Annotated in this window: 16 protein-coding genes; 5 read left to right on the forward strand and 11 right to left on the reverse strand. The window is 38.2% G+C overall.

Annotated features, from left to right (window positions below; all coding sequences use genetic code 11):
- Complete coding sequence (locus tag B4Z90_RS19760) at window positions 1-3,243, reverse strand: SusC/RagA family TonB-linked outer membrane protein (RefSeq protein ID WP_286803078.1); 3,243 nt, start codon at window positions 3,241-3,243, stop codon at window positions 1-3.
- 474 nt (window positions 3,244-3,717) lie between these two features.
- On the opposite strand from B4Z90_RS19760, the gene B4Z90_RS19765 reads away from it, so the two are divergent.
- A complete protein-coding gene (locus B4Z90_RS19765; protein WP_286803081.1) occupies window positions 3,718-4,077 on the forward strand; it encodes a VOC family protein in 360 nt (119 codons plus the stop codon).
- A gap of 55 nt (window positions 4,078-4,132) precedes the next feature.
- On the opposite strand, the gene B4Z90_RS19770 is transcribed toward B4Z90_RS19765, so the two are convergent.
- The 6 genes from B4Z90_RS19770 to B4Z90_RS19795 form a co-directional block, all read right to left on the reverse strand.
- Window positions 4,133-4,825, reverse strand: a complete 693-nt coding sequence (locus B4Z90_RS19770) for an energy transducer TonB (protein ID WP_088160470.1) — start codon at window positions 4,823-4,825, stop codon at window positions 4,133-4,135.
- 66 nt (window positions 4,826-4,891) lie between these two features.
- Window positions 4,892-5,752, reverse strand: a complete 861-nt coding sequence (locus B4Z90_RS19775) for a DUF1735 domain-containing protein (protein ID WP_286803084.1) — start codon at window positions 5,750-5,752, stop codon at window positions 4,892-4,894.
- 12 nt (window positions 5,753-5,764) lie between these two features.
- Entirely contained in the window at window positions 5,765-7,387 is a 1,623-nt protein-coding gene (locus tag B4Z90_RS19780) for a SusD/RagB family nutrient-binding outer membrane lipoprotein (protein WP_088160468.1), read from the reverse strand.
- An 11-nt stretch (window positions 7,388-7,398) separates the two neighbouring features.
- Entirely contained in the window at window positions 7,399-10,536 is a 3,138-nt protein-coding gene (locus B4Z90_RS19785; RefSeq protein WP_088160467.1) for a SusC/RagA family TonB-linked outer membrane protein, read from the reverse strand.
- A gap of 465 nt (window positions 10,537-11,001) precedes the next feature.
- Entirely contained in the window at window positions 11,002-12,258 is a 1,257-nt protein-coding gene (locus tag B4Z90_RS19790) for a FecR family protein (RefSeq protein ID WP_286803086.1), read from the reverse strand.
- An 11-nt stretch (window positions 12,259-12,269) separates the two neighbouring features.
- Entirely contained in the window at window positions 12,270-12,836 is a 567-nt protein-coding gene (locus B4Z90_RS19795) for an RNA polymerase sigma factor (RefSeq protein ID WP_286803088.1), read from the reverse strand.
- Window positions 12,837-13,127: 291 nt separating this feature from the next.
- Here B4Z90_RS19795 and B4Z90_RS19800 point away from each other — a divergent pair, with 291 nt between their 5' ends.
- A complete protein-coding gene (locus tag B4Z90_RS19800) occupies window positions 13,128-13,694 on the forward strand; it encodes a MauE/DoxX family redox-associated membrane protein (protein WP_286803090.1) in 567 nt (188 codons plus the stop codon).
- 158 nt (window positions 13,695-13,852) lie between these two features.
- Complete coding sequence (locus tag B4Z90_RS19805) at window positions 13,853-14,176, forward strand: hypothetical protein (protein ID WP_145330263.1); 324 nt, start codon at window positions 13,853-13,855, stop codon at window positions 14,174-14,176.
- A 64-nt stretch (window positions 14,177-14,240) separates the two neighbouring features.
- Here B4Z90_RS19805 and B4Z90_RS19810 read toward each other — a convergent pair whose 3' ends face one another.
- From B4Z90_RS19810 to B4Z90_RS19825, 4 genes are read right to left on the reverse strand one after another with little or no spacing between them, the layout of a single operon-like run.
- Window positions 14,241-15,590 (reverse strand): RagB/SusD family nutrient uptake outer membrane protein, encoded by a 1,350-nt coding sequence (locus B4Z90_RS19810; protein WP_145330265.1) that lies wholly within the window; start codon window positions 15,588-15,590, stop codon window positions 14,241-14,243.
- Between the two features lie 19 nt (window positions 15,591-15,609).
- Window positions 15,610-18,807, reverse strand: a complete 3,198-nt coding sequence (locus tag B4Z90_RS19815) for a SusC/RagA family TonB-linked outer membrane protein (protein ID WP_145330267.1) — start codon at window positions 18,805-18,807, stop codon at window positions 15,610-15,612.
- A complete protein-coding gene (locus tag B4Z90_RS19820) occupies window positions 18,800-20,866 on the reverse strand; it encodes a TlpA family protein disulfide reductase (RefSeq protein ID WP_286803091.1) in 2,067 nt (688 codons plus the stop codon). Before B4Z90_RS19820 ends, B4Z90_RS19815 begins: the two co-directional genes overlap by 8 nt.
- A gap of 14 nt (window positions 20,867-20,880) precedes the next feature.
- Entirely contained in the window at window positions 20,881-21,255 is a 375-nt protein-coding gene (locus B4Z90_RS19825; RefSeq protein WP_145330271.1) for a hypothetical protein, read from the reverse strand.
- A 615-nt stretch (window positions 21,256-21,870) separates the two neighbouring features.
- Between B4Z90_RS19825 and B4Z90_RS19830 the strand changes: the two genes are divergently transcribed.
- Together B4Z90_RS19830 and B4Z90_RS19835 are read left to right on the forward strand one after the other, a co-directional pair.
- Window positions 21,871-22,461 carry a hypothetical protein gene (locus B4Z90_RS19830; RefSeq protein ID WP_145330273.1) on the forward strand — a complete coding sequence of 197 codons (591 nt, stop codon included), beginning with the start codon at window positions 21,871-21,873 and terminating at the stop codon, window positions 22,459-22,461.
- A gap of 19 nt (window positions 22,462-22,480) precedes the next feature.
- A complete protein-coding gene (locus tag B4Z90_RS19835; protein ID WP_208734352.1) occupies window positions 22,481-23,140 on the forward strand; it encodes a hypothetical protein in 660 nt (219 codons plus the stop codon).
- The last annotated feature ends 85 nt before the right edge of the window (window positions 23,141-23,225 follow it).

Genomic DNA, 23,225 nt, shown 5'->3' on the forward strand with positions numbered 1-23,225 from the left:
TTATAGTCCAACTTTTACTCCAAAAGATACAGTACGCGGAGTTACCCAAGCATTTGTACTAGTACCATTCCATTGCTGTTGCGGGTTCATTCCTTTGCGTTTCGTCATTGTTGCCAAGTTTTCGATCCCCGCAACAATTCTTACTGAAGACAAATCTATTTTACTAACTAATGTTTTTGGCAAACTATAGCCCACCGCAATATTTTTGATAACTAAATAAGAGCCATCCGTTAAAAAACGATCACTTGAATAGTTGTTCATATTGCTCTGTGAAAAGTTAATTGCTGGAATACTATTCGGATCCAATCTATTTACAGAAGTCGCAGTCATACCTTCAGGAATTCCATTCCATGACTTCATAATATCTGTATGCATAGCACTTGGCGTACCAGACATAGACATTAAACCTGCATAAGACGAATCAAATACTTTACCTCCGATAGCGTAAGTAAATAAAGCCGAAAAACTAAAATTCTTATATTCAAAGTTGGTATTGAAACTTCCATTCATCTTAGGAATAACAGATCCCGACCAATCCCTTACACCATAATTGGATGGATTGGTAACATAATATTTTCCGTTAATCTCGATTAATTCAGCAGCTGGTATAGCTGCCTTATCAGGAGCTGAACCATTTACATTAAATCTTTGTGTATCTGGAAGATACAGAGAACGCCCGGTCATTTGATCTACACCTGCAAATTTAAACATCCAGAAATCATATCTTCCACGTCCTTCCATCCATTTAAAATTACCAGTGATAATACCATTTTCTCTATTCTCTTCTGGTAATGCTAATATTTTGTTGGTCAACCATGTTGCATTCGCTCCAATATTCCATTTCCATCCATCACCTTTCAAAACATCGACATCAAATGTTAGCTCAAAACCGCGATTTGACATTGAACCGATATTACGTGTAATTGTGGAAACAGCAGAAGAAGTAGATGTCGCACCGGCAGATAGCGGCAAATTAACGTCAAATATCAGATTTTGTGACTGCTTATTAAAGTATTCAAAGCTTAAATTTGCACGCTGGAATAAACGTGTCTCAATAGCTGCAGAAAAAGAACTTGAAGTTTCCCAAATCAGATCCGGCGACGCATTTTGTTTTTTATAAAGAGCCGCCATATTTGCATTTTGATCTATATCATACAAAGCTAAGTGTGCATATTTATTAGCACTTTCATCATTTCCAACTTCTCCATAAGATGCTCTTACTTTCAAATCATTGACGACACGAAGTGCATCTTTAAAAAAGTCTTCTTTGGAAACTATCCAACTTCCACCTAATGACCAAAAGTTACCCCAACGATTTTCAGGGCTGAATCTAGAAGATCCGTCTCTTCTAAAGGAGGCCTCAGCAAAATACTTACCATCATAATTATAGCGAGCGCGAGACAAGAAACTTTCGACGCGATAGTCCTCTTGGTAGTCATACAAAGAGGTAATCTTGGTAAAGTTAACCATGTCAGTTTTTCCAGCAAACGTCTCATCCGTTTTATAACCATACAAGTAGCTCCAATTATCGGAATAATTTTCATGTCCTGCTAAAACGTCAACGTGATGCTTTCCAAAGTCCTTATTCCAACTTAACAGTTGTTGTAGCGTATAATTTTTGTACCGATAAATATTTCTAGCAGCGCGACCTTGTCCATTACCATCTCCTATCACTGCATTATTATAGGTACGGCGTTCAGAATTACGAAGATTCAAATCACCATTTAGCGTGAACGTAAAATCTTTCAGGAATTTAAATTCGAGGAATCCTCGACCGTTGACAGTATTTCTAATCGTTTGATCACTGTTCAATTCATTTTCCCAAATAGTATGCCTTCCAACATATTGTAATCTTGTTGATTCACCATTATCGAATTGTTTATCTCCTAAAGCATCTAATGCATAGGTACCATCAGGATTATGTAGATGAATCGGATAAATTGGTGCAATTGAACGTGCATAATTAAAAGGATTTGTGAAAGAACCAGCATCATCCGTGGAACCGCTTATTCTATCTGAAATTTGGTGTGATCCTGCTAAATTGAAGCCATATTTAAACCAATTTTTAGCTTGCAATTCTGCATTTAAACGACCTGTAAACCTCTTTAAACCTGAATTTTTAATATAGCCCTTTTCGTCCAAATATCCAGTAGAATAAAAAACTTTTGCTTTATCCGTGGCTGTATTCCCATCAATATTATAATTTTGACGATGTCCTATACGATCTACTTCACTAAACCAATCCAAGTCATCTCGATATCCACTTTTAATTTGCGCATCGGAAACTAGCTTACCATTCGCGTCAAATAATTTATCATCATCTTTATCATAAATGTTTAGTTTAAGATAGTTACTTACCAATGACTTTGAAGCCTCATCATTTGCCGATTGGGTTGTCGGATATTTGGTTGAACTACTTGTCAATAAGTTATTTCGATACCCCATCCACATAGCCTCCATGAATTGTCTATCATTCACTCGGCTATATTCTGCAATACCTCTTGAATAAAACCCTTGATCAGTGGAAACATTCACTTGTGAGCGTCCAGCTTTTCCTTTCTTTGTTGTAATAATAATAACACCATTACTTGCCCTACTACCATACAAAGCTGAAGAAGAAGCATCTTTCAATACCGATATACTTTCTACGTCATTCGGATTTATATCGGAGATATTACCACCAAAAGGAACACCATCGACAACATAAAGAGGGTCATTCGAACCATTTAGTGATGAAAATCCACGAATCCTTATACTAGGTTCTGCACCTGGCATACCAGAAGTATTGTTCAGTTGAATACCAGCAGCAGATCCCTCTAAAGCTGCAAATGCATTGGTAACTGGTCTCTTTTCGATATCTTTAGCAGAGACGGAGGTTACGGATCCAGTCACAGATTCTTTTTTGGCAGTACCATAAGCGACTACGACAACCTCATCTAATGCTGTATTCTGATCCTCTAGTGACACGTTGAATAATGACTGTCCATCTTTAACGATTATAGTCTTATCAGAATGACCGACATACCTGAAAACCATTACTTTACCAACAGGAACTGATAAAGAATATTTTCCATTTGCATCTGTTTGAGTAGCAATGTTTGATCCTTGAACAGCAATTGTAACTCCTACCAACGGTTTCCCGTCAGCGCCAGTTACACGACCGCTTACTTTCTTCTCTTGCGCAAAAGCAACAGAAGAAAGGATCATACTCCCCACGAAAAAACTGAGTAGTTTGTGTTTCATATGTTTATGTTTGTTTAAATAAGTAGTTTATCTAACTAAATACGATAAAAGCACCGAAGAAACTTTTAATATATGTTTTTCAAAAGTGATGAGCCCAACAGGCTAATACAGTTAGTGTACAAAAGCTATCAACGAAATGTTAAGGTTTTGTTAAAAGCAAAGATAAAACAATCTTTTAAAGATGCAGCAAGAAGTTAGAAATAGAATTAAAAAACTGGAAAACAAACGATATAAATCATAGTATTTCACACAAAAAATAACACACAAAAACACTAAATACCAAACAATTACACAAATAACACACCTTAATCTAAAAAAGTAACTATTTGTGTTATGAAGTAACAATAAATACTGTAATATTTTGTATTTTTCATCATAAAACTATCCTTACTATCGATAATAATAAAAAAACACACGTAACTGCTATCAAAAAGACAAAACAATAGTTCGAACTAATCAAAGGCAAAAAAAAAGATGAACTACAAAAGCTTAAATCCAATATTATATACAAAAAGCTTAGATCAAACTATTCAGTTCTATGCTGAAAAACTCGGGTTTACATGTGTTGAAAAAAACGAAGCATTGAACTGGGCTCTACTGCGAAGTGGAACCATCGAAATCATGTTTTCGCATCCTGGCGAAAGCATTGCTTTTGAAACAGCACAATTTACCGGGTCCCTTTATTTTAACATAGCGGATGTTGATAATTTATGGGAAATTTTGAAAGATAATGTCAAAATATGTTATGAAATAGCAACTTTCGAATGGGGAATGCGCGAGTTTGCTATTTATGATAATAATGGATATGTGCTTCAGTTTGGTGAAAAAATATAGAGGCAGCAAAATACTTGCTACCTCTATATTACATAAAAATTCCTTTTTGATCTAACTAGATATGTGTTCTGAATTCTTTCAAATTCAATTTGAATGGAACAACAACAGAAGACTTTACAGCCTCCCCGTTTTGGGTTGCTGGCTTCCACTTACCTGCTCTGTTAAGGGCGCGTTGCGCACTCGTTAATACGCCATAACCAGGATCATCTTTTAATTTAACACCAGTAATTTTCCCATCTTCTTTCACAATAAAATTTAACTCATAGTCACCAGACAAACCTGCTTTCAGTGCTTCAGGTGGATATTGGAAATTTTTATAGAATTTTTCAATGAAAGTAGACATGCCTTCAATTGGTTCTGCTTTTACTATTGCAGCTGAATTTGCAGACTCTTTAAAGCTCAACACTTTGTAAGGAAAACGTACCCAAGAAGCAATCGGTTTTCCATTTTTCGTAGCAGGTTCCCAATCCCCAGACATTTTAACAGCCTTCAACAAACGTATCCCCATCCCTTTTTCAATATCCTTCGCGATATCAGCTGAATCAATTTTTCCAAATTCATTTACACGGATGTCCAATATGATTTCCCCTGAAATATCTTTAGAGATCTCACTATCCGTTAATTTGAAAGAACGATTGACCTGTTTGACAAAACTGTCATATCCTATTTTTGGTAGGGCTGCATTTTCCTGTCCAAAGGAGAATACGCAACTAAGCATTCCGATTAAGCTAAAAATTAGTGGTTTCATATCTTATTGTTTCAGAAAATTCACATTATTTAAAAGGGGAAATTCGACACTTCCCCCTTTCTAAATCTATCTTGATCCAGTGTAAACAAACTTTTCTTCAAACGTTCTGGATCCACCATTTGACGTCCAGTTAACCGTCAATGTCTTCGTTGCTGGATCATAAACACTGGTGGACTTAGTCGCTATTGGCAGAAGCGAAAACATTTCCACAGTAATTTTATTAGTAGCCTGATCAATTGTATAGTTTACTTGATTTGAATAAGTACCTAACAAGCCAGGGTCCAACATACATTTATTACTTCCGATAGTTACTAACTTAACCGTTTTATTTGCATTAGGTACCAAAGCCGTATTCGCAGATGTCGTATATTTGTAAACACCGTCAAAGAAGTTTTTAGCTCCTAAATTCAATATAATCTTGCCAAAATTTCCCGAAATCTCTCCAGAAGACACTGTCTTTATAGCTAAACCAACAGCATAATCAGCATCAAAAGTAAACTGATCCGGTTTCAAATTAATTGGGACCGCAACTTCTCTTTCACCCTTTTTTATTACCGCTTCAGTTGTACTTAAACTATATTGTGAAGCAGGCATCGCCTCATATTCGGTTTCATTTTCGTCATTATATTTTTCTAGCAATGAGTTGTCAACAGCTATTGTTACTTTAATATCACTTTCTGCTGTTTTAGCTCCAACACATTTCAATTTCAAATTTACTACTCCAGTAGGAGCAATATTAAATGCTAAAGAGTATAAAGGTATAGAACTTGATTCATTAGATATTGGGACAGATACATCCCCAAACTCTATAATATTCGCAACAGCACCATCAGCATCCGGTCCTATTAAGTCTTTATCCTTTAAACAAGACGTTAGCACTAATGGAGAAGCTAACGCTAAGAAAATATATTTTATTATTTTTTTCATGTTAATCTAAATTTATTTAGCCCAAAATATTTTAGAAGAATACTTATTTATATCTGCAGGAACATTTGCTGCATTATAACTAAATTCAGTATTTGGATATAATATTCTAGTTGGTAATTTGTCTTCCGAGGTTGCACGTGACGCTATTGAAACAAACGTCGTTCTAGCATTCGCAGTAGTGTTTAAACCAACATTCTTTGGATATCCACTGCGACGAAATTCATTCCATGCCTCATGGCCAAATAGAAAATTCAAAGCAATATACTTTTGTGTTATGATAGCTTCGCGTTTTTGTTCTTTCCCAGTCTCTTTTCTTTCAGGTTTATTAGGGTTAGACTGATCTAAATAATCTACAAATTTCACTAAATAAGTATCATTATTATCAGTTTCATATTTCGTTAAATAAGCTTGAGCATCAGCTGCACTTTTAGTAGGCGCATCACCTTCATTCATGTATAAGTAGTTATAAGATGCCATTATTCCCTTTCTAAAATAAGTTCGGGATGCTTCATCTCCACCAGAAATAAGTCCGTCTAATGCAGCTTCAGCAGCCAAAAATTGACTTTCTGCAGCTAACATCAATGGTTGACCAGCAGCAGGACCTTTGATAACGCCTAACCCTCTATAATTTGTACCGCTTATCGTACCCGAGACTGGACGCATGACCCAGGCAGATGGCGCAACTCCAGTTGGAGGATTATCAACATTTCCAAGTTGATTTTTATTGGTTGATATTCCATTTGCGAAGACTAATGATGCACGTTCCGAGTCAGATATTTTAAAACCATCGTAGAAAGCCATTATATAATTGGTAGGAATAAATTGGGTTCCCCATGTTCCCACAGCGGCATTATCAGCGCCATAAGCCCAAGTATTCCACATCGGATTTTGCTTACCCGCAATTTTGGTAAATACAGGTTGTACAATTACATCGCTTTCAATAACGCCAATATTATCTATTGTCTTATTAGCAAATGTAGCTTTACTACCAGCTCTTAACACCAACCTCAATTTCAATGTATTAGCAAATTTAGCCCACGAGGTCGTATTACCTTTGAATATAACATCTGCAGTTTTAAAATCATCACTAGCAGTAGCCGATTTAAAGAAAGCCACTGCTGCATCCAATTTTTTAGCAAGATCGACATAGATATCAGCTGCCTTGTCGTATTTAGGAGTTAGCGAAGCAGCGCCCTTTAACGCATCTGAATAAGGAACATCATTATAGGTATCCACAAGATTCGCATAATTATACACTTTCATGACCTCTGCAGCTTGTACAAAAAGGGCTTTCCCTTCGCCTGCTTTTTCTACAACATACTGAAGATCAGTCAATGTATTATATGGAGTACTCCACAAGCCAGTCATAAACCCGGTTGAAAAATCGTAGGTAATCATATCACCCCAACCAGAGACCCCGCCCGATGTAGCATAATAACCTACTAATCGTCCGCCATAGGTATTATATGTTGGAACAGAAAGCGCTGTTGCAACCATAGCTTGAGGCAAAACAAGCTCTGGGGTCGACTGAGTCGGTGAATTTGGATTATCATTGATATCCAAAGCCTTTTTACAGGAAGAAGCTACCAATAAAGTAGACATTGCTATGGATAAATATTTTATTTTATTGTTCATGAGATTCGATATTAAAAAGTTAAACTAACAGAAAAACCAACGTAACGAGACGGCGGTGTTTGACTTAAACCTGTCAAACCAAGCGCATTTCCATTGGATGATCCGTTTCCATCAGAATATTCTGGATCGGTATAAACATTTGTAGCAGGTGTCCATAGAAACAAGTTACGACCTTGTACACTCACTCGAGCCTTCTTAATCACATTTTGACCGGCAAGAAAAGATTTCGGTAAATTATAAGACAATGACATTTCACGGATTTTCCAGAATGCTGCTGAAGTCACATAGGTTTCGTCAATATTTCGTCGTCCAGTAGCCATTGTCCAATAATCAGCTCCACCATCATAAACAGTAATGTTTGTATTTTTTACATAAGAATTTGTTGCTTCATCCCAATAAGATGAATTTGGAATAACAAATCGTTCACGATCGTAAGCAACGGTATTTATTCCTGATCCGGAGAAATCAAACAAATCTGCTCCATTATTAAAGATATAGTTACCTGTACGATACTCAGCACTTGTGTAAAATGTTAGATCTTTATAAGATAATGACAAGTTTAAACCTAGTGTATGCGTTGGAAGCGCTGCTCCCAGCACCTTCAATGTACCATCTGTAGTTGGATATCCTGTAATACGATCCACAATAATACGTCCTTCAGGGTCTCTATTATAAGTAGAACCCATGATTACAGGGAAAGCTTCGCCTTTTACTGCGTAAGATCCTGTACCACCTGTGTACGTAGCCAAAGCCAACTGGTCTAAACCTTCTGCAATTTCGACAACCTTATTCTGAATATAAGTAAAATTTCCGCCTAAAGTCAAGTCCCAATCTGCCGTACGGATTGGTGATACGCTTAATCTCGATTCGATACCTTTACCTGTGGTTGTTCCTGCATTCAGTAAATATTTATTATAACCAGATGCCCAAGAAATATCTGTTGGAACTGTATTGTCTGTTGTTTTATTATTAAAATATGTAACATCTGCAGATACCCTATTATTCCACCATGCAGATTCAAAACCAAATTCAATAGATCGCGTCATTTCCGGCTTTAATCCAGGCTGAACTATCTGATTACCAACTGTATGACCGCCAATTCCATTATATGGATATCCGGAACCTTGGCCAAAAGTAGGTACCGTTGCATAGGCTCCAAAGTTGGATGAGCTACCTACGTTGACTTGACCTACTTTAGATAAACTCCCTCTTAGCTTCAAAAAGTTCAATGGTTGAAAATCTTTTAATGCTTCAATTGCATCAGTTGCAACAAATGAAACAGTTGCCCCTGGATAGAAGAATGAACGATTGTCTGGATCTAAAATTGAAACCCAATCATTACGTCCCGTTAATGTCAAAAATAAATAATTCTTGTAGGCTACATCAATTTTACCAGCTAGACCAAAAGTTCTCGCTAGATAATCCGCTTGGCCTGTAGATGGAGGATTCAAACTATTTCCCTGATTGTAAATACCATCGACAACCAAACCATTAACTGTAGCTGACAAATTCGAAGATTGATTCTGAACATATTGAAATAACGCCGTGTAGTCGAATTTGAAATCTCCGTTTGTATGTGTCGCATGTGCATTAAAATCAGACACTATACTTGTTGCATAACTTGCAGCATCAGAGACGCTACCAGTAATATTAGTTCCTTTATATGCACCATGCAAACCAGCAGCATAAGGTGTAAAGGTGAATTTACCAGTCGTATATTTATAGGATTGATTAGAAGTGGTCATACCCACACGTCCCATAAAGTCTAACCAAGACAAAGGTTTAAAATTCAATTCCACATTACCCATGAAATAATCATTCCTAATTTTTTGGCGATTATTTGCGGCAATAAAATAAGGGTTATTATAGTAAGCGTTATAATAACCATTTGGATTTGCAAAAGGATTATTTTGCCAATCTTTATAGCTTGTTAACGGCACCTGACCCGGAGATTGCAAAACCGCATCATAAATATTTGCGTTTGCAGATGTTTGATCGTATCTATTTTGAGCGTAATATGAAGTATAATTAATATTGAGAATATCATTTAATTTTCGACTTCCGTTTACACGAGCAGATGCTCTATTATATTTATCAAAAGGAACGGTACCTGTCGATTTTAAATATTGCCCTGAAAAACGGAAAGAGCTATTCTCATGTTTGGATGCCACGGCCAAATTTGTCATGTTTGTCACTCCTGTTTCCCAAAATTTATCCTTTCCACCATTCCACGAATAAGGTCCTGTTTGTGTTGATCCATCCTCTAGAGGATCACCAATTTGCACTATAGACCCATCAAAAGCAGGTCCATATTGTTGGTTTTCGTAGGGTACATAAAAGATATCATGCGCCGAATAGCCTGAACCAAAACGTTTTTGAACTTCAGGCAAAAAGTTAACATTCTCAAATGTAGTCGTATTATCGATAGTTACCTCTAATCCATTACTAGCAGCACCTCTTTTCGTTTTAATAATCAAAGCACCGTTAGAAGCTTGCGAACCATATAAGGCAGCCGCGGAAGATCCGTTTAGAACTGTAATATCTTCAACATCGTCTGGGTTTAAATTCCCCAGCATAGAAGATGGAGAAATTACGTTGTCAATAACAATCAATGCTTGGTTATTACCAGTTAACGAACGCATCCCCCTTAACATGACACGGTAATTAGGGTTCACACCCGATCCTACACCTTGTACAGTAAGACCTGCGACTTTACCAGTTAAACCTGTCACGATATTGGTTGGCTTAGCCTGTTGTAAATCCTCCGCTTTAATTGTGGTCTGTGCAGCTCCAATTGAACGACGACTAGCAGTTAACCCCGCACCAGTCACAACGACTTCATCAAGAACAGATTCATTTCCACTAAGTTGTATATTATACAAACTGGAACCTTGTGCAACTGTAATTGTTTTGTCTGAATAGCCTACAGAACGAAAGACTAAAATTTTTCCAGTAGGAACATTAATGGAATAGTTACCGTTTGCATCGGTTTGTGTGGCTTGGTTAGTACCTTGAATAACAATAGTAACGCCTGGCAACCCCTCGCCATTTGTACCTGTCACTCGTCCACTAACCTTCTTTTCTTGGGCGAATGCTACCGAAGTGAGGATAGCACCACCCAATAAAAAACTGAGTAGTTTGTGTTTCATATGTTTATGTTTAATTAAGTATGTTTATTTAAATTCTTGGCAATACAGCACCTTGGCTAGCGAATTTTTTACTTCTCAATAATTATTATATGCGATGTTAGTTAGTCATACATCTTTTAAGTCAACAATGTCAGCTGTTAAAAAATGTTAAATACAAATTTATAACTTTTTTTAACTTTTGCAATGCAAGCATAACTTTGTGATAACATTTATTTCACAATAAATCACAAACATCTGATAAACAGGTTATTATTTTTGATGCAATATTAATTAAAGTAACATTGTTTAAACAAACATATTTATTTGTATTTCCCCTCGAACCATGTTATCCATTCACTTATCTTTCATCAAATTCTATTTATTTATAATAGTATATTTTCCACTGGCGGTAAATCCGACCTTTAAATGAATGATCTCAAACGCTCTATTCATCTGTTCGCTTCAGACTTATAGATAAGGAAATTTTCATTTCATCGCTGTACGACTGTCCTTATGATCTTCGGGACAAAAACTTATCATCCCTTTTTTCTCATACATCAACACCCCAGCGTCGCGTATTACGGCATAGACCTTTTCCCGATTGGTCCTATAGTAGACAGTCGTACTTATCAACTTGTTCGGTATACATTTCATGTTTTTAACCGCAAATCCATGCCAGCGGCTCATCTGCCAGACAAATTCTTTCAGTGGGACATCTTTGTATTCACGTACAGCATTCGCCCATTGCGAAGCTTGTTCAAAATCCCCGTTCTTTAAATAAAATAGACTATCCCGTTGTACTTTTTCACCTTTAGGTAAATAGGATTTGATAACCACAGCTTCATCCAAACATTGAAGCTCCTTACTTTTGTATGATCTACGATCAGAGACAAGCACCTCTCCATGTGATACCGTTGCCCGCGTAAACTGGGCATAAGATGCTAATTCAAACCTTCCGTAATCACTCGAAATTTTTCCATTGCTAGTTTGTATTACCATCACCCCCCCAAACAGTTGGCTAGGTATGTCTATAAGCACCTCGCCCTCGATAAACAGATGTGTACTATCTCCTCCTTGCGTCAACGGATAACGAAGGGTTGATTGGGCATTTAGCCGGACCCGCATACCATAAGAGAATTCTATAACACATTGCTGACGAGCAGCTGTTCTGATCACGATAGCCGTATCTTTTGTATTTATTTCCCGCCCGCTGGATGATTTATCAAATTCCAATACCCCCTCGGCGGTCTTGGCGAGCGAAATACCGTTTAAATCAAGCAATACTCCGGTTGCATTCGTATCCAATCGAATGATAGATGAATCAGCAAGCATTATTGTACCTGCAGATTCAGACAACGGTATTTCCGTACCAGAGGACATACTAGCACATTCCAGACCGATTTCAGCCCTATAATTCCTGTGTTTTAACATGACAATTACAGCCGGTAGCAAAAGAAATAAAACTGCTGCTGCAGCACAACGCCACCATAATTGCCGTTTCTTTTTTTTAGCTAACCGATCTCCCGCAGCCTGGATCTGTTCAAAATCAGGCCGCCACTCGATGGATAATTCGTTTGACCGATTAGTAGACATTTCTTCGATCACCTCGGCAATCATTGCATCAAATTCCTCTTCACTAAAAATTTTCTCCGCTGCTTCTAATTGATCGGATTCTGTAAAACTGATACTCGCGTCCATACGCTTCCTAATCAGTTCCTTTACATATGTTCTGTTGTAAATCATTTCACCTTGTATTAAACAAATAAGCCCATAAGATCTTTCAACTTTTTTCGGATCACCTTCAGTGCCCTAGACAATTTATTTTTCACCGTCTGTTCTGCCATTCCATAGGTTGCCATTAATTCCTTGTTACTCCTACCCTCAAACTTCGATTTAATGACGAGCTCCCGATCCTGGGGAGGTAATTCCTCACAAGCCTCCAAGATCAGCATCTCAAGTTCGTTATAGGCAAATCTATCGTCTGCGCATTGACCACTAGCCATATCCAGACCGTTATCGAGCGAAATCTTATTATATTTTGCCTCATCTCTAATGTAATAAAGAGCTTTATTTTTCGCTACGCGCTGCATCCAATATACGGGTGCTTCTAGCTTCGCGACCAATTGCCTTTTTTCCCAGATTACGATTAATGTCTCATTTAATACATCTTTGACCAGATCGTCATTATCATAAATAAACCGACGGATATACTTTTCCAGACTCCCGCCATAATGCGCAAAAATCTGCTCAAGCGCTGCATTAGGCTGTGAGTCTAATAATTGAAAAAAGTAACGATCGTACGTATTTGTTTCTTTTGCCATTCGTCTACCCTCTCTAATATCATTTTGATAAAATTATAAACTTAAAAATCAGATACTTATAAAAATTACAGCGTATTAGCAGGTACGAACTAGCCTTTATTGCTAGTAGTATATAGAAGAATTAGAAGATTAGATTTTAAATCATTAATAAAACAAAGATAATAAAAGCTATATAACAAACCAAGAAAAATAATTTACAATATACTGATTTACAAATAGTTGAATTCAAAATTCAACCCGATACTCTTATGCTTCTTTTATAGATTAGAAAAGACAGTAACAACAAAAAAAATGAACGCAAGAACAGCACATATCGCAATGGAAAGCATCCGAATCGGATTTATGGTCTTTTGGATCTATGTAGCTATAGACAAGCTCATGGAACCCAGCGCATTCCAAGCTGCTCTTCTCCGGCAACCGTTACCAAGCAGCTGGGCAAAACCTCTTTCTTTGACACTTCCTGCTATTGAGCTCGCTACCGGAATCCTTTTAGCCGGTCGGTATAAAAAAATAGGATTACTGCTATCTATAGCTTTATTATCCTCTTTCAGTGTCTATATTGCATTGGGACTACTCAATCTATATCCGCAGAAACCGTGTGGCTGCGCATCCGTATTTGAAAGTTTGTCGTGGGAATGGCACTTGGTGGTAAATATGGTCCTTTTTACGTTATCCATATTGGGATGGTACTTGACTGGCCCAACCAGCCCCATGGAAAGGCACAAGAAAAGGAACCTATCAATTGGCTTTACCTTTATACCGCCCATTCATTTAGGTATTGTCACACTCTGTCTTTATCACACTTCCCAAATACGCTTTCCGCGAAAATTTGCACTATTCCCGGCTTGGCCGGTATAGAAATAAATTATGACACGTGATGGACAGCCCGTAAAAATCGATCCCGAGGTATAAAACAGACTGAAGCGCCTCGTTAAAGCAAAGATTCAGTCATTAATAAAAAAATTGAGTTTTTTGTGGAGGTAAACTTTTTTTGCTCTTATAAAAAAGGCCTCGGTATGAAAGCAATATCTTTCATCAAAAAGCATGCAACGGTGATGTTAGCCGGAGCTGCAATAATTGGATTCTCCAGCTTCAAGATTGCTGAGAACTATAATAAAGCTGGTTTAATGTGGTACCCTGTAGATTCGTCTGGAAATATCTCCAGTACGGGGAGTACTTCGCCCACGAGCGACTGTAGCGAGGAAGAACTTCCAATTGTCTGTGAAATACAATTGGAATCCAACTCAAATGGCACACCTCCAGCTACGCATATCAATGATACAGAACTGAAAGGAGGTTCTGTCCCATTTAATGATGCAAAATTCCGTAACGAAGATTAATCAATAACGGATAATCAGCTATCTCCCGCCTCGTAATATGTGGGAGATAGCTGATTAGAAATAATTAATTCTGTTCGTACTTACCCAGGTCAACTACAGCTTTTGGAATCGGCATTGCATATCGTTCACTATTCGGTTCCAAGATATAAGTACTGCCTTCAACACTCCTTGTAATTGTTCGCGCAGTTTCTTTATCCAAATTAAGCCGTTTCAGATCCGACCATGCAATACAGCGCAAAAGCAATTCCTTTCTTCTCTCCAAGAGTATCCGCTTCAATAGCTCGGCGTTTGGCAAATCCTTTATAGGTTGAAAGTCCGAGTAACGATTTATCAATAAATGATTGAGGTCCGCCAGACTCTTGTCTGCATCACCCGTTCGCAAATATGATTCGGACCGAATGAGATAAAGTTCATCTTTTGCAAGTCCTGCAAAGTAAACACCAGATCCTATATAAGAACCCTTAAAATTGTAAATACCGTTTTTCAGGTTAAAAAAACCTTTCTTGCGAAGGTCATTGTCTTCATAAGTTTTCAACAGTTCTGCGTTTACATCAATACGAGTATCCGAGATAATCTGCGCATAACTCATGGAAGCATAAAAAATCACTTCGGTATTATTTTCTTTAAATGGGTAGGCCAAGGAAAGATTCAATTTGTTGTAATCCAAAAGTGTTCCGTCAATCTTTATGGCCTCGTCACTATGAACTAAAGCTTCCTTATAGTCTTGCATAATTAGATTAACTCTTGCTAGCATCATAAGTGCCGACTTCTTATTGGGCTGATAAATGTTTTCAGAGTTTTTATCTAATAAGGATACCGCTTCTTCCAAATCCGTCTTAACCAGCATATAAGTTTGTTCTAGCGTTGAACGGTCTAATTTTACATCGAGATCAGTTCCCTCTCTCAATGGCAGACCCCGCTTACTTTTATTCTGTTCGCTGTAAGACATGCAATATACTTGTGCCAATTGAAAGTAAGCCCATGACCGGAAGAATAGTGCCCTGCCGCGAATATTATTAAATTTATTGGTATCGGTGGTTTTATCATTTTTTGACAGGATGTCCAGCGCCAAATTAGCGTAATAGATTTGCTGATAAAAGTTACCCCAGTTTTCCAGCCCAACGTTATCAATAAAAACTTCATCTCGCCAGAGGTAGGCGTTCGCCTGCCATGGAACCAGACTCGACCAATAACTAGGTGGAACCACAAAATCTCCTGCGGCAATATCGCCCAGCGGCGAGGCTCTGCTGGCATTCATGATAGACGTTCTATTAAGAATAGCTTCTGCATCTACAAGGGTGCTCGGTATGACCAATCCTTTGGATGACCGGATCTCCAGCCATTCTTTTTTACATCCCTGCATAAGGATGGAAAAGAAGACGAAGAGTAATGTTAGTGTATTTCTAGCTTTCATGATCTCTGTTCATTTAAGGTTAATAGCTCATTTTAATTCCAAGAGAAAAAATACGTGGTGAAAGGTAATAAGAGGCAGACGGATAATCGGGGTCCAAACCCAGCTTATTTTTGCGCCACAAGATTCCGACATTGTTTAAATACCCATAAATTGATAGATCCTTTATCTTGAAGCGATTATGTAGCAATTTAGACAGCGAATAATCTAGTCTGATATCGCGCAGGCGTATATGATCTCCTTTTTCTGCCAATATCTCAGACTGCGTATACACGATATCTCTGTTCGCAATATTTGCAAAAGGATTTGACGGTACATTTGTCACAGCTTCATCACCCGCTTGCTTCCAACGATTGAGATAATCTTCGTGCATGCCTTTGCCATTTGTCATCAGCAAGCTGTATTCCACTGAATTTCGTCTGAAATAGTATCCTAATTTAAAAGCGATATTGAAACTCAGGGTTAGGTCTTTCCATCTAAAATTATTTCTCCAAGCCCCAGTCCAGATGGGCACACTGCTGCCATGGTTAACAAGGTCATTCATTGATAAACTATTTATATATTTGGTATACTCGGTATTCCTTACGCCATCATTGATCACCAAGGGATTGCCGGTAGTATGATCAAGACCGAACCAAGGCAAGCTATACAGCGCATCCAGTGACTTATCTTTTATTGGACGCTTATCCATACCCGTTGTATAGCCCATTACAGTAATAGTGTTGTCACCATAATAATCGGTCACCCGGTTGCTAGTTTTCGATAACCAAAATTCATTGGACCATTTAATTCTGCTGCCTATTTCTCCATAGCCCAAAGTCAGATCCATTCCAGCAGTTTCCATTTTCGCATAATTACGTTTTAACTTAGCCTGAGAACCTCCATAATACACTGTGGGATCGATAAGATCAATACCGATAAGATCATCCGATTTCTTTCGATAGTAATCCACTGATCCTCTAAATTTTCCTTTGATCCTGAAATCCATTCCCACATTTAACGTCGCCACTTTTTCCCAGCGCAGATTTTGATTACCTGGCGATGTGACCAAGGCCTGCTGTAAATTGGTCGATGAGTTGACACTATATGACACTGTAGGATAGGCAGTCATACTTCGGTCAATATTACCGTTCTTGCCATAGGAAACACGCCATTTCAGTTGCTGAACAACATCGTTTTTAAAGAAATTTTCGTCGCCCATATTCCATGCTAAACCAACAGACCAGAGCGGAATACCCTTTTGGTTGGTATTGACGCCAAACAGATTGGAAGCATCCCAGCGCACACTCCCCGACAACAGGTATTTAGATTTCCAATCATAGCCCAAATTGGCATAATAAGACAGGTATCGATCAATATTTTCTTTAAGCGTACTCATCGGAAAAGGAATTCTTCCGGAAGACTGCGGGCGAAGTGGATAAACCTTAGTATAATCAAGTATCATCTGTGATGTTAACAATTCATCATTATAGCCATACAGTGTGTAATCATCCAGCTTAGTGACCACTTCACGCTGCTCCATGCCTGAAAGAAATACAACACGATGAGATCCAAACTGACGATCGACATCAAGCTGCAGTCTGCCAGACTTAGAGGTCAGTTGCTGCCGGCTCTGACTGAGTATATCTCCATAAGGAAACACCCGGCTCCCATCGGCCTGTGTATAGCGATTAACCAAATTCCGTACATAATAAGCATCCTTTTTCTCCAGATTGCGATAATTGGTCGATGCCATCAATGACTGCAGATTGAGAGACAAGCGTATTCCTTTGACAATTCCATAATTGATCGCTAAAGACCACCTATTCTCATTCATGCCGGAGCGCTTACTTTGAAGATTGAGCTCATCCAATGGTCTATAGTTCCAGTCTAGCAATCCTGAAGTTGGAGCTTCCGCTACATATTCTAAGTTATAATCCCTTAGAACAGGTGCATTTCCGTCCTCCTGCTTCAACGACATATAAGGATAGAGGTAATCAAAATTTCTAAAATCCACCGTGTTAGCCACATTGTTATTTGCAATAAAGCCGTATCCAAAATCAAACTTCAGCTGACTTATCGGATAATAACTGACTGAAGATGAAAAGGTGGTTCTTTTTTGACTATTGCCAATATCATGGAGACGCTGTCCATCCCATCCGCCAGAGAAAAAATAACTGAGATCCGAAGAACCGCCCCGCATATTTACATTGTATTGCTGCAAAAAGGAAGACCTATAAAGGTACCGCTTCGCCTCATCGCGCAGATCTATCTGTGCGGCACTACGTAATCGCTGGTCCAGATCGGTATCGCTAATCTTATTATTCCTATGCTGATATAGCCATGTAACCACCGGCGACAATGGAGATTTGCTCGCATCGCTATACCGTGCATCATATATTCCCTTTTCAAAAAAAACTTTCTCCAAATCAATATAGTCCTTGGCATTAATAAAATCCTTACCATACGTCAAATCCGGTCTAGGAGAAAAAGAATTAACTGCATTTAGGCTGACTGTCAATGGCTGATCTCTCTTTCCTTTTTTTGAAGTCAGCACAATAACACCATTTGAAGCCCTTGCACCCCATATAGACGTCGCAGCCGCATCTTTAAGCACCGTTATTGATTCAATATCGTTAGGGTTGAGCCCATTGATATCACCGTCATATGGAAAATTATCCAATATGATCAAAGGAGAACCATCGGCATAGATTGTATTGGTACCACGAAGGCGCATAGCAGTCCGGTTATTATCGCTGTTCATCTGACCTATTTTTCTTTTGTCGAACTGAAGTGAAGGAGCAATATCTTCCAATCGATCCAGTATCGCCGAAGAAGTATTCCGCTGCAATGTCTTTCTATCGATAAAATCAAAGCTACCTGTAGCACGCTCCTTTGGTAATGAATAATAACCGGTACTGATCTGCACCTCCTCTATCATCACCGATTCGGGCATCAGACTGACCAACACATTTTTCTGTTCACGCTTAATAGCAAGCTTTTTTGCTTTATACCCAACCGATGAAATCCAGACCGTATCGTATGTCTTTAAAGAAAAAACAAAAGCACCTTCGCTGTCCGTTTTTGCCAGTACCAACGAATGATCGGCCTTGATAGTGGCCCCTGCAATACCTTTCTGCGTCTTTTCGTCGACAACTCTCCCTTTAATAGATGATTGACCCTTGGCAGTAAAAAATGTAATTAGAACGAGGAAAGCAAGTATACAATAACGATTAATCATGATCGCCCCTCCTTTCTATCACCAGCATAGGCAAGGCTATTGTATCTCTCTTTATCCCCAGGCCGTAACGTTGCAAAGCAGCATCAACTGCGCAGAGGTTTTTTGTATCAGCGTAAAGATCCATGCTGACATTCCCCGCATAACCAGTAGCATCAGTAACAGGCAATTTATCTTTATAATTATTATCGGCTAGATAGGAAACCAAAGATTGCAGAGGTCTATTGACCAAACTAAAATAGCCCTTGTCAGCTTTTATTTTTCCTGTAGCACCACTCTTACTGTAGCATTTTTTGAAGACAGCTGCATCCCGAATATAGAGACACCAAGCTTCTACCCTGCTTGTCGCAACGTAGGATCGGGCATTAAATTTTAGTTCAAGCAATTTAGCTAGATCCAATTTTAATAGATCTGTCTTCTGTTGTTCGTCCAGCATCTCGTTACTTTTAAGATAATAGCAATATAAATTGGAACTTTTCCAAGCTCTTAATGCATTTTCCTTTTCATACTTCTTTGTATTGATAAGCTCTACCGGCAATTCCATCCAATACCGCGTTGAATCTGCTACGTTCCATATGACCCGATTACGCATCCCTACGAAAGGAATTTCTTTACGATTCGCATAAAGCAAAAGACCTAAAACAGAATGATTGTATAAAGTCAGCGAATATTTTGTATCGAATTTTGCAAAAACACTGTATGGCAAAGACTTAGCAAACACACTACTTAATATCACCTGTCCAATTCTATTTGAGTCTATATCCGGCTTAGATAGATTACGTAGTTCCTCGCGACTTATTTCCGCATTCTTTGGCAGCAATTGAACACGTTTGTTGTGCACCAATTTATTTATATTGGCAACGGAAGTGAGGTTTCCATCTGTAATATAGGCTACCCGACCATCTTTGATCCAGATCTGATGAGGGACGCTTACATGGGGAAAATATTTTCTCAGGAGAGAATCTGCGTAGATGGAAGAAAAACCAATATTATTCTGTTGTAGTATCCGGCCTGCTGCATGTGCATCGTTTATGGTAACGGGTATGACTACCGCATTAGTATCTATCAGTGTTTGACTGGCCGATAACTCTTTCAGTTTACGAATGCATGGTGCACACCATACTGTCCAGAAATCCAGAATAAGAAGTTTCTTGCCGCGATACTTCTGCAATGTTATTGTTTTTTCAACTTTAGTGTGATCGATAGTCTTCAATGGCATATTCCATAATTGATTTTCAATAATGCTCCCTACTTCCAGCGATTTGATTGAAAGCCCATCGGCCCCGCTGTCCTTGCGGGGCGTCTGAGCTGATAAACTAAACATAGAAACAAAACATAAAAACATCCATGTTAAAACCATGCGATACGCACGCTTATAATATGCAACGAATAAAAAGCATTTTAAAGCCCGCTGAACAACTAAGCCTATTGATCCAAGCAAAGTATTGGCTCGAAACTCCAAAGCCTTACAGATCGACTTAAAGAACCTTAAAACAGATCGTTCAGATTCTACTCCATAAGTCAATCTAGACTCTCCCACCTGCTGAAAAGCTTGCTTTTGTTGGGTGGGACTTGTGCAATCGTTTAGTTGTCCTTGTGTATAACAAGGGCTTAGCAAGGGTGAACCTAGGGTCGCGCTATAGTCAAGCTTGTGTGTTTCTTGTGCGAACGTATAGTCAACCGTTAAATAACCAATAACTACCGAATTTCTACGTTTCATCGGATTTTCATCGGGTCGGCATCGGGTTTTGATCGGTGTGGCCCGATGAAATCCCGATGAAAACTCGATGCCAATAGCATGAAAGGCAGAAGCTGGGGCGAAGTTGGGCAGACAAAAGTCCGAAGAAGCCTCCATCTTTATTAGGTTTTGAAAGTCGCTCGTGTAGCGCTTTTTTAGCAGGATCGAAGTACCTTTAAAGTACGTTTTTCCTTGTCTAATTTTCTTGCGCAACAGATGTGTAAATAGTACTATATCTGTGCTTAAGTACTGCTTGACAGGTACTTGAAAGATATAGGTTATATAGGCCTTTAAAAAGGTTATTAATTTTAGGGTATTCATCATTTTTTTGTTAGTGGTTACTTCGATAACCGACCGAAAAACTCAGCGACCTTTCTGCTCAACTCTAGCTCTTTTCCGATGCGCTCTTTTGCTTCTGCAGACAGCTGTACTGTACTCAGGTCTATATGGTGATGATTGGCGATACAATAAGCAATCAATACGCGATACAAGGCAGTTGCAAATTCTTGTATTTCCTCATCTTTCAGAAGCCTATTTTTCTTCACGTCACCATCAACATAAGCAATTAATAGTTCCGAAGTATTAGCAGATACAGTCTCCAGCGCATAGTGATTCCAGAATGTCTCAATCTCCTTTATAGGGTCATAATCGAGGCAATGGACATCATAAATCATACGATCAAAAGCAAATTGTAGCGCTAAAATCCTGTTCATTTTTCAGTAGATAAATCATAACCGAAAGTACATAGCATGCCCCTTCCGATCGAAATCAGCTTTTTATTGGGAGCCTGATGTTACTCAGTTCACATTAGTAATAATTAATTCATTCTGGGAGCCAGAGCGCGTTTGATTGAGGGATCACAAAGGTGTATAATATTGGCGTTACGCGTTCCATGGCGAGAGAAGCCAAATCTTATTTGGCCAAACCAGCCGAGCTACTCGGGGGCAGTGATGATGTTTTTTGATCTTTGTTTTTTGTTCATAACTCGTTTATTGGTAACGAGTCTTGTCGGTAGGTTTCCTAATGATAAATGTGGGGCTACAAACCGTACCTGAAATAAAGTTCTCACGCCTTACACAACACGGATTTACAGTAGCGCCCACATCTATCTTACATGCAAATATAGCATAAAAGTATAGACGTGGGTATTTAAACTACTGCCTTGCGTTGTGGCGTGAGAAATTACAGGCGCAAGACTCTTGATTTAAACACCTAAACTATAGATGACTGATCTAATATCTTTCTAAAACAAAGATAATAAAATAGAATTTAAAAATCAAATTATTTAAGACATAAAGCATAAGGATATCTTATTACTTCCTTTATTTATGGCTACAAATATTTGGTTTTTATTTCCTATAGAGCTTTATTTGATTATACAGGTAAGACGTATAAGATTAGATTTAAATATCGTTGCAGAAGAGCTTTCAAACTTTTTAAAGAAAGGAGAGAAATATATTGGACATATTGAAAGTCGTGCACATAACTCAAAATACAATGATGAGATTTTGAGTGAAATTGCTATATACTTTTCTCAAATTGCAAAAATGAGGCAACAAGAACTTAAGGATTCAGGAGATAGCTCTATCATCAAAACAGATTACAGGATATATGACTTCTATCCCGCAGAAATTTTATCTAATGATAAAGTTCTCAAAGAAGTTCCTCCTATCCCACCTGGTGCGGGTCCAGCGCCTACCCTAAATGCGTTAATGGAAGACCAAACTTTTTTCAGAAAAGCAAAGACCCTAAATGAAATTGTGATTAAAGCCAATGAAGTCCAAAATCAAAATTGGGAAGCAAAAGACTTTACCCGTCCATTAGAACGCGCTGTAAAGGGCAACGGTAAAAGACTCAAAATAGTGCTTAAAGGAGACCTTAATACATACATCCTTGTCAGTAAACACAAAAAGGATTAGTATCTTTGTGGTCAAAGAAATGGCCAATTTTATGCAAGTTGATCTTAGATTTGAAATAACTAACATTACTACAATGCCACGAATAGAGGTCGAAAAAATGCTCAATGTATTTCTTTTGAGGAAGAAAAGAGGTTATAGTCAATTCGAGCTATCTTTTCTCATGGGCCAACGCGACTTTTATGTTCGTGACGCTGAAGATCCCACCCATACTTTAATTTACTCCGTGCCATTTAATAATATATTCCGTGAGATTTTCGATTGTAGCATTGAGCAAATAGTTCCAGATATAACTCAAATAGATTATACAATTCAAATATCTGTAGCAAGGAATGAATCGGCTCCAGTTGTTTATAAAGCTGAAAAATTCTTCAAAGATGGTCGAACAGAACTTTTAGGCGACTTATCTGCTGAACGAAAAGATGTATTACTTCAATCCCCAAGTATAATATCGGAACAATCTGTTAAAGATTGGGTATTTCATCAAATTTCCACAGGATACTTTAACGAAAATAAAAATGCGCTACAAATTCTCAAAGACTATGAGAAGGAACTTGGTAGCACAATACGTCCATTGTTTCTTGCGAATGCATTAAAGGCATGCAAAGGTACAAAAGGAACACCTAAACTGACAAGTAAGAAAGATGAGAACGGGCGGTTTGTTTACCAGAAAAGTAGTTAATAAAAATATCTCCTCAAAATATCGAACATCTAAAGTTACCATAGAAAATAAATCCCTAAACCGAAGTTCTTTAGAAAACTAGGGT

It is taken from the genome of Sphingobacterium sp. UBA5639, assembly GCF_002421245.1.
Lineage (GTDB): Bacteria > Bacteroidota > Bacteroidia > Sphingobacteriales > Sphingobacteriaceae > Sphingobacterium > Sphingobacterium multivorum.

Excerpts from the sequence above, each read along its gene's own strand:
- B4Z90_RS19760 (WP_286803078.1), bottom strand. The coding sequence starts at position 3,243 with ATGAAACACAAACTACTCAGTTTTTTCGTGGGGAGTATGATCCTTTCT.
- B4Z90_RS19765 (WP_286803081.1), top strand. The coding sequence starts at position 3,718 with ATGAACTACAAAAGCTTAAATCCAATATTATATACAAAAAGCTTAGAT.
- B4Z90_RS19770 (WP_088160470.1), bottom strand. The coding sequence starts at position 4,825 with ATGAAACCACTAATTTTTAGCTTAATCGGAATGCTTAGTTGCGTATTC.
- B4Z90_RS19775 (WP_286803084.1), bottom strand. The coding sequence starts at position 5,752 with ATGAAAAAAATAATAAAATATATTTTCTTAGCGTTAGCTTCTCCATTA.
- B4Z90_RS19780 (WP_088160468.1), bottom strand. The coding sequence starts at position 7,387 with ATGAACAATAAAATAAAATATTTATCCATAGCAATGTCTACTTTATTG.
- B4Z90_RS19785 (WP_088160467.1), bottom strand. The coding sequence starts at position 10,536 with ATGAAACACAAACTACTCAGTTTTTTATTGGGTGGTGCTATCCTCACT.
- B4Z90_RS19790 (WP_286803086.1), bottom strand. The coding sequence starts at position 12,258 with ATGATTTACAACAGAACATATGTAAAGGAACTGATTAGGAAGCGTATG.
- B4Z90_RS19795 (WP_286803088.1), bottom strand. The coding sequence starts at position 12,836 with ATGGCAAAAGAAACAAATACGTACGATCGTTACTTTTTTCAATTATTA.
- B4Z90_RS19800 (WP_286803090.1), top strand. The coding sequence starts at position 13,128 with ATGAACGCAAGAACAGCACATATCGCAATGGAAAGCATCCGAATCGGA.
- B4Z90_RS19805 (WP_145330263.1), top strand. The coding sequence starts at position 13,853 with ATGAAAGCAATATCTTTCATCAAAAAGCATGCAACGGTGATGTTAGCC.
- B4Z90_RS19810 (WP_145330265.1), bottom strand. The coding sequence starts at position 15,590 with ATGAAAGCTAGAAATACACTAACATTACTCTTCGTCTTCTTTTCCATC.
- B4Z90_RS19815 (WP_145330267.1), bottom strand. The coding sequence starts at position 18,807 with ATGATTAATCGTTATTGTATACTTGCTTTCCTCGTTCTAATTACATTT.
- B4Z90_RS19820 (WP_286803091.1), bottom strand. The coding sequence starts at position 20,866 with ATGATGAATACCCTAAAATTAATAACCTTTTTAAAGGCCTATATAACC.
- B4Z90_RS19825 (WP_145330271.1), bottom strand. The coding sequence starts at position 21,255 with ATGAACAGGATTTTAGCGCTACAATTTGCTTTTGATCGTATGATTTAT.
- B4Z90_RS19830 (WP_145330273.1), top strand. The coding sequence starts at position 21,871 with ATGGCTACAAATATTTGGTTTTTATTTCCTATAGAGCTTTATTTGATT.
- B4Z90_RS19835 (WP_208734352.1), top strand. The coding sequence starts at position 22,481 with ATGGCCAATTTTATGCAAGTTGATCTTAGATTTGAAATAACTAACATT.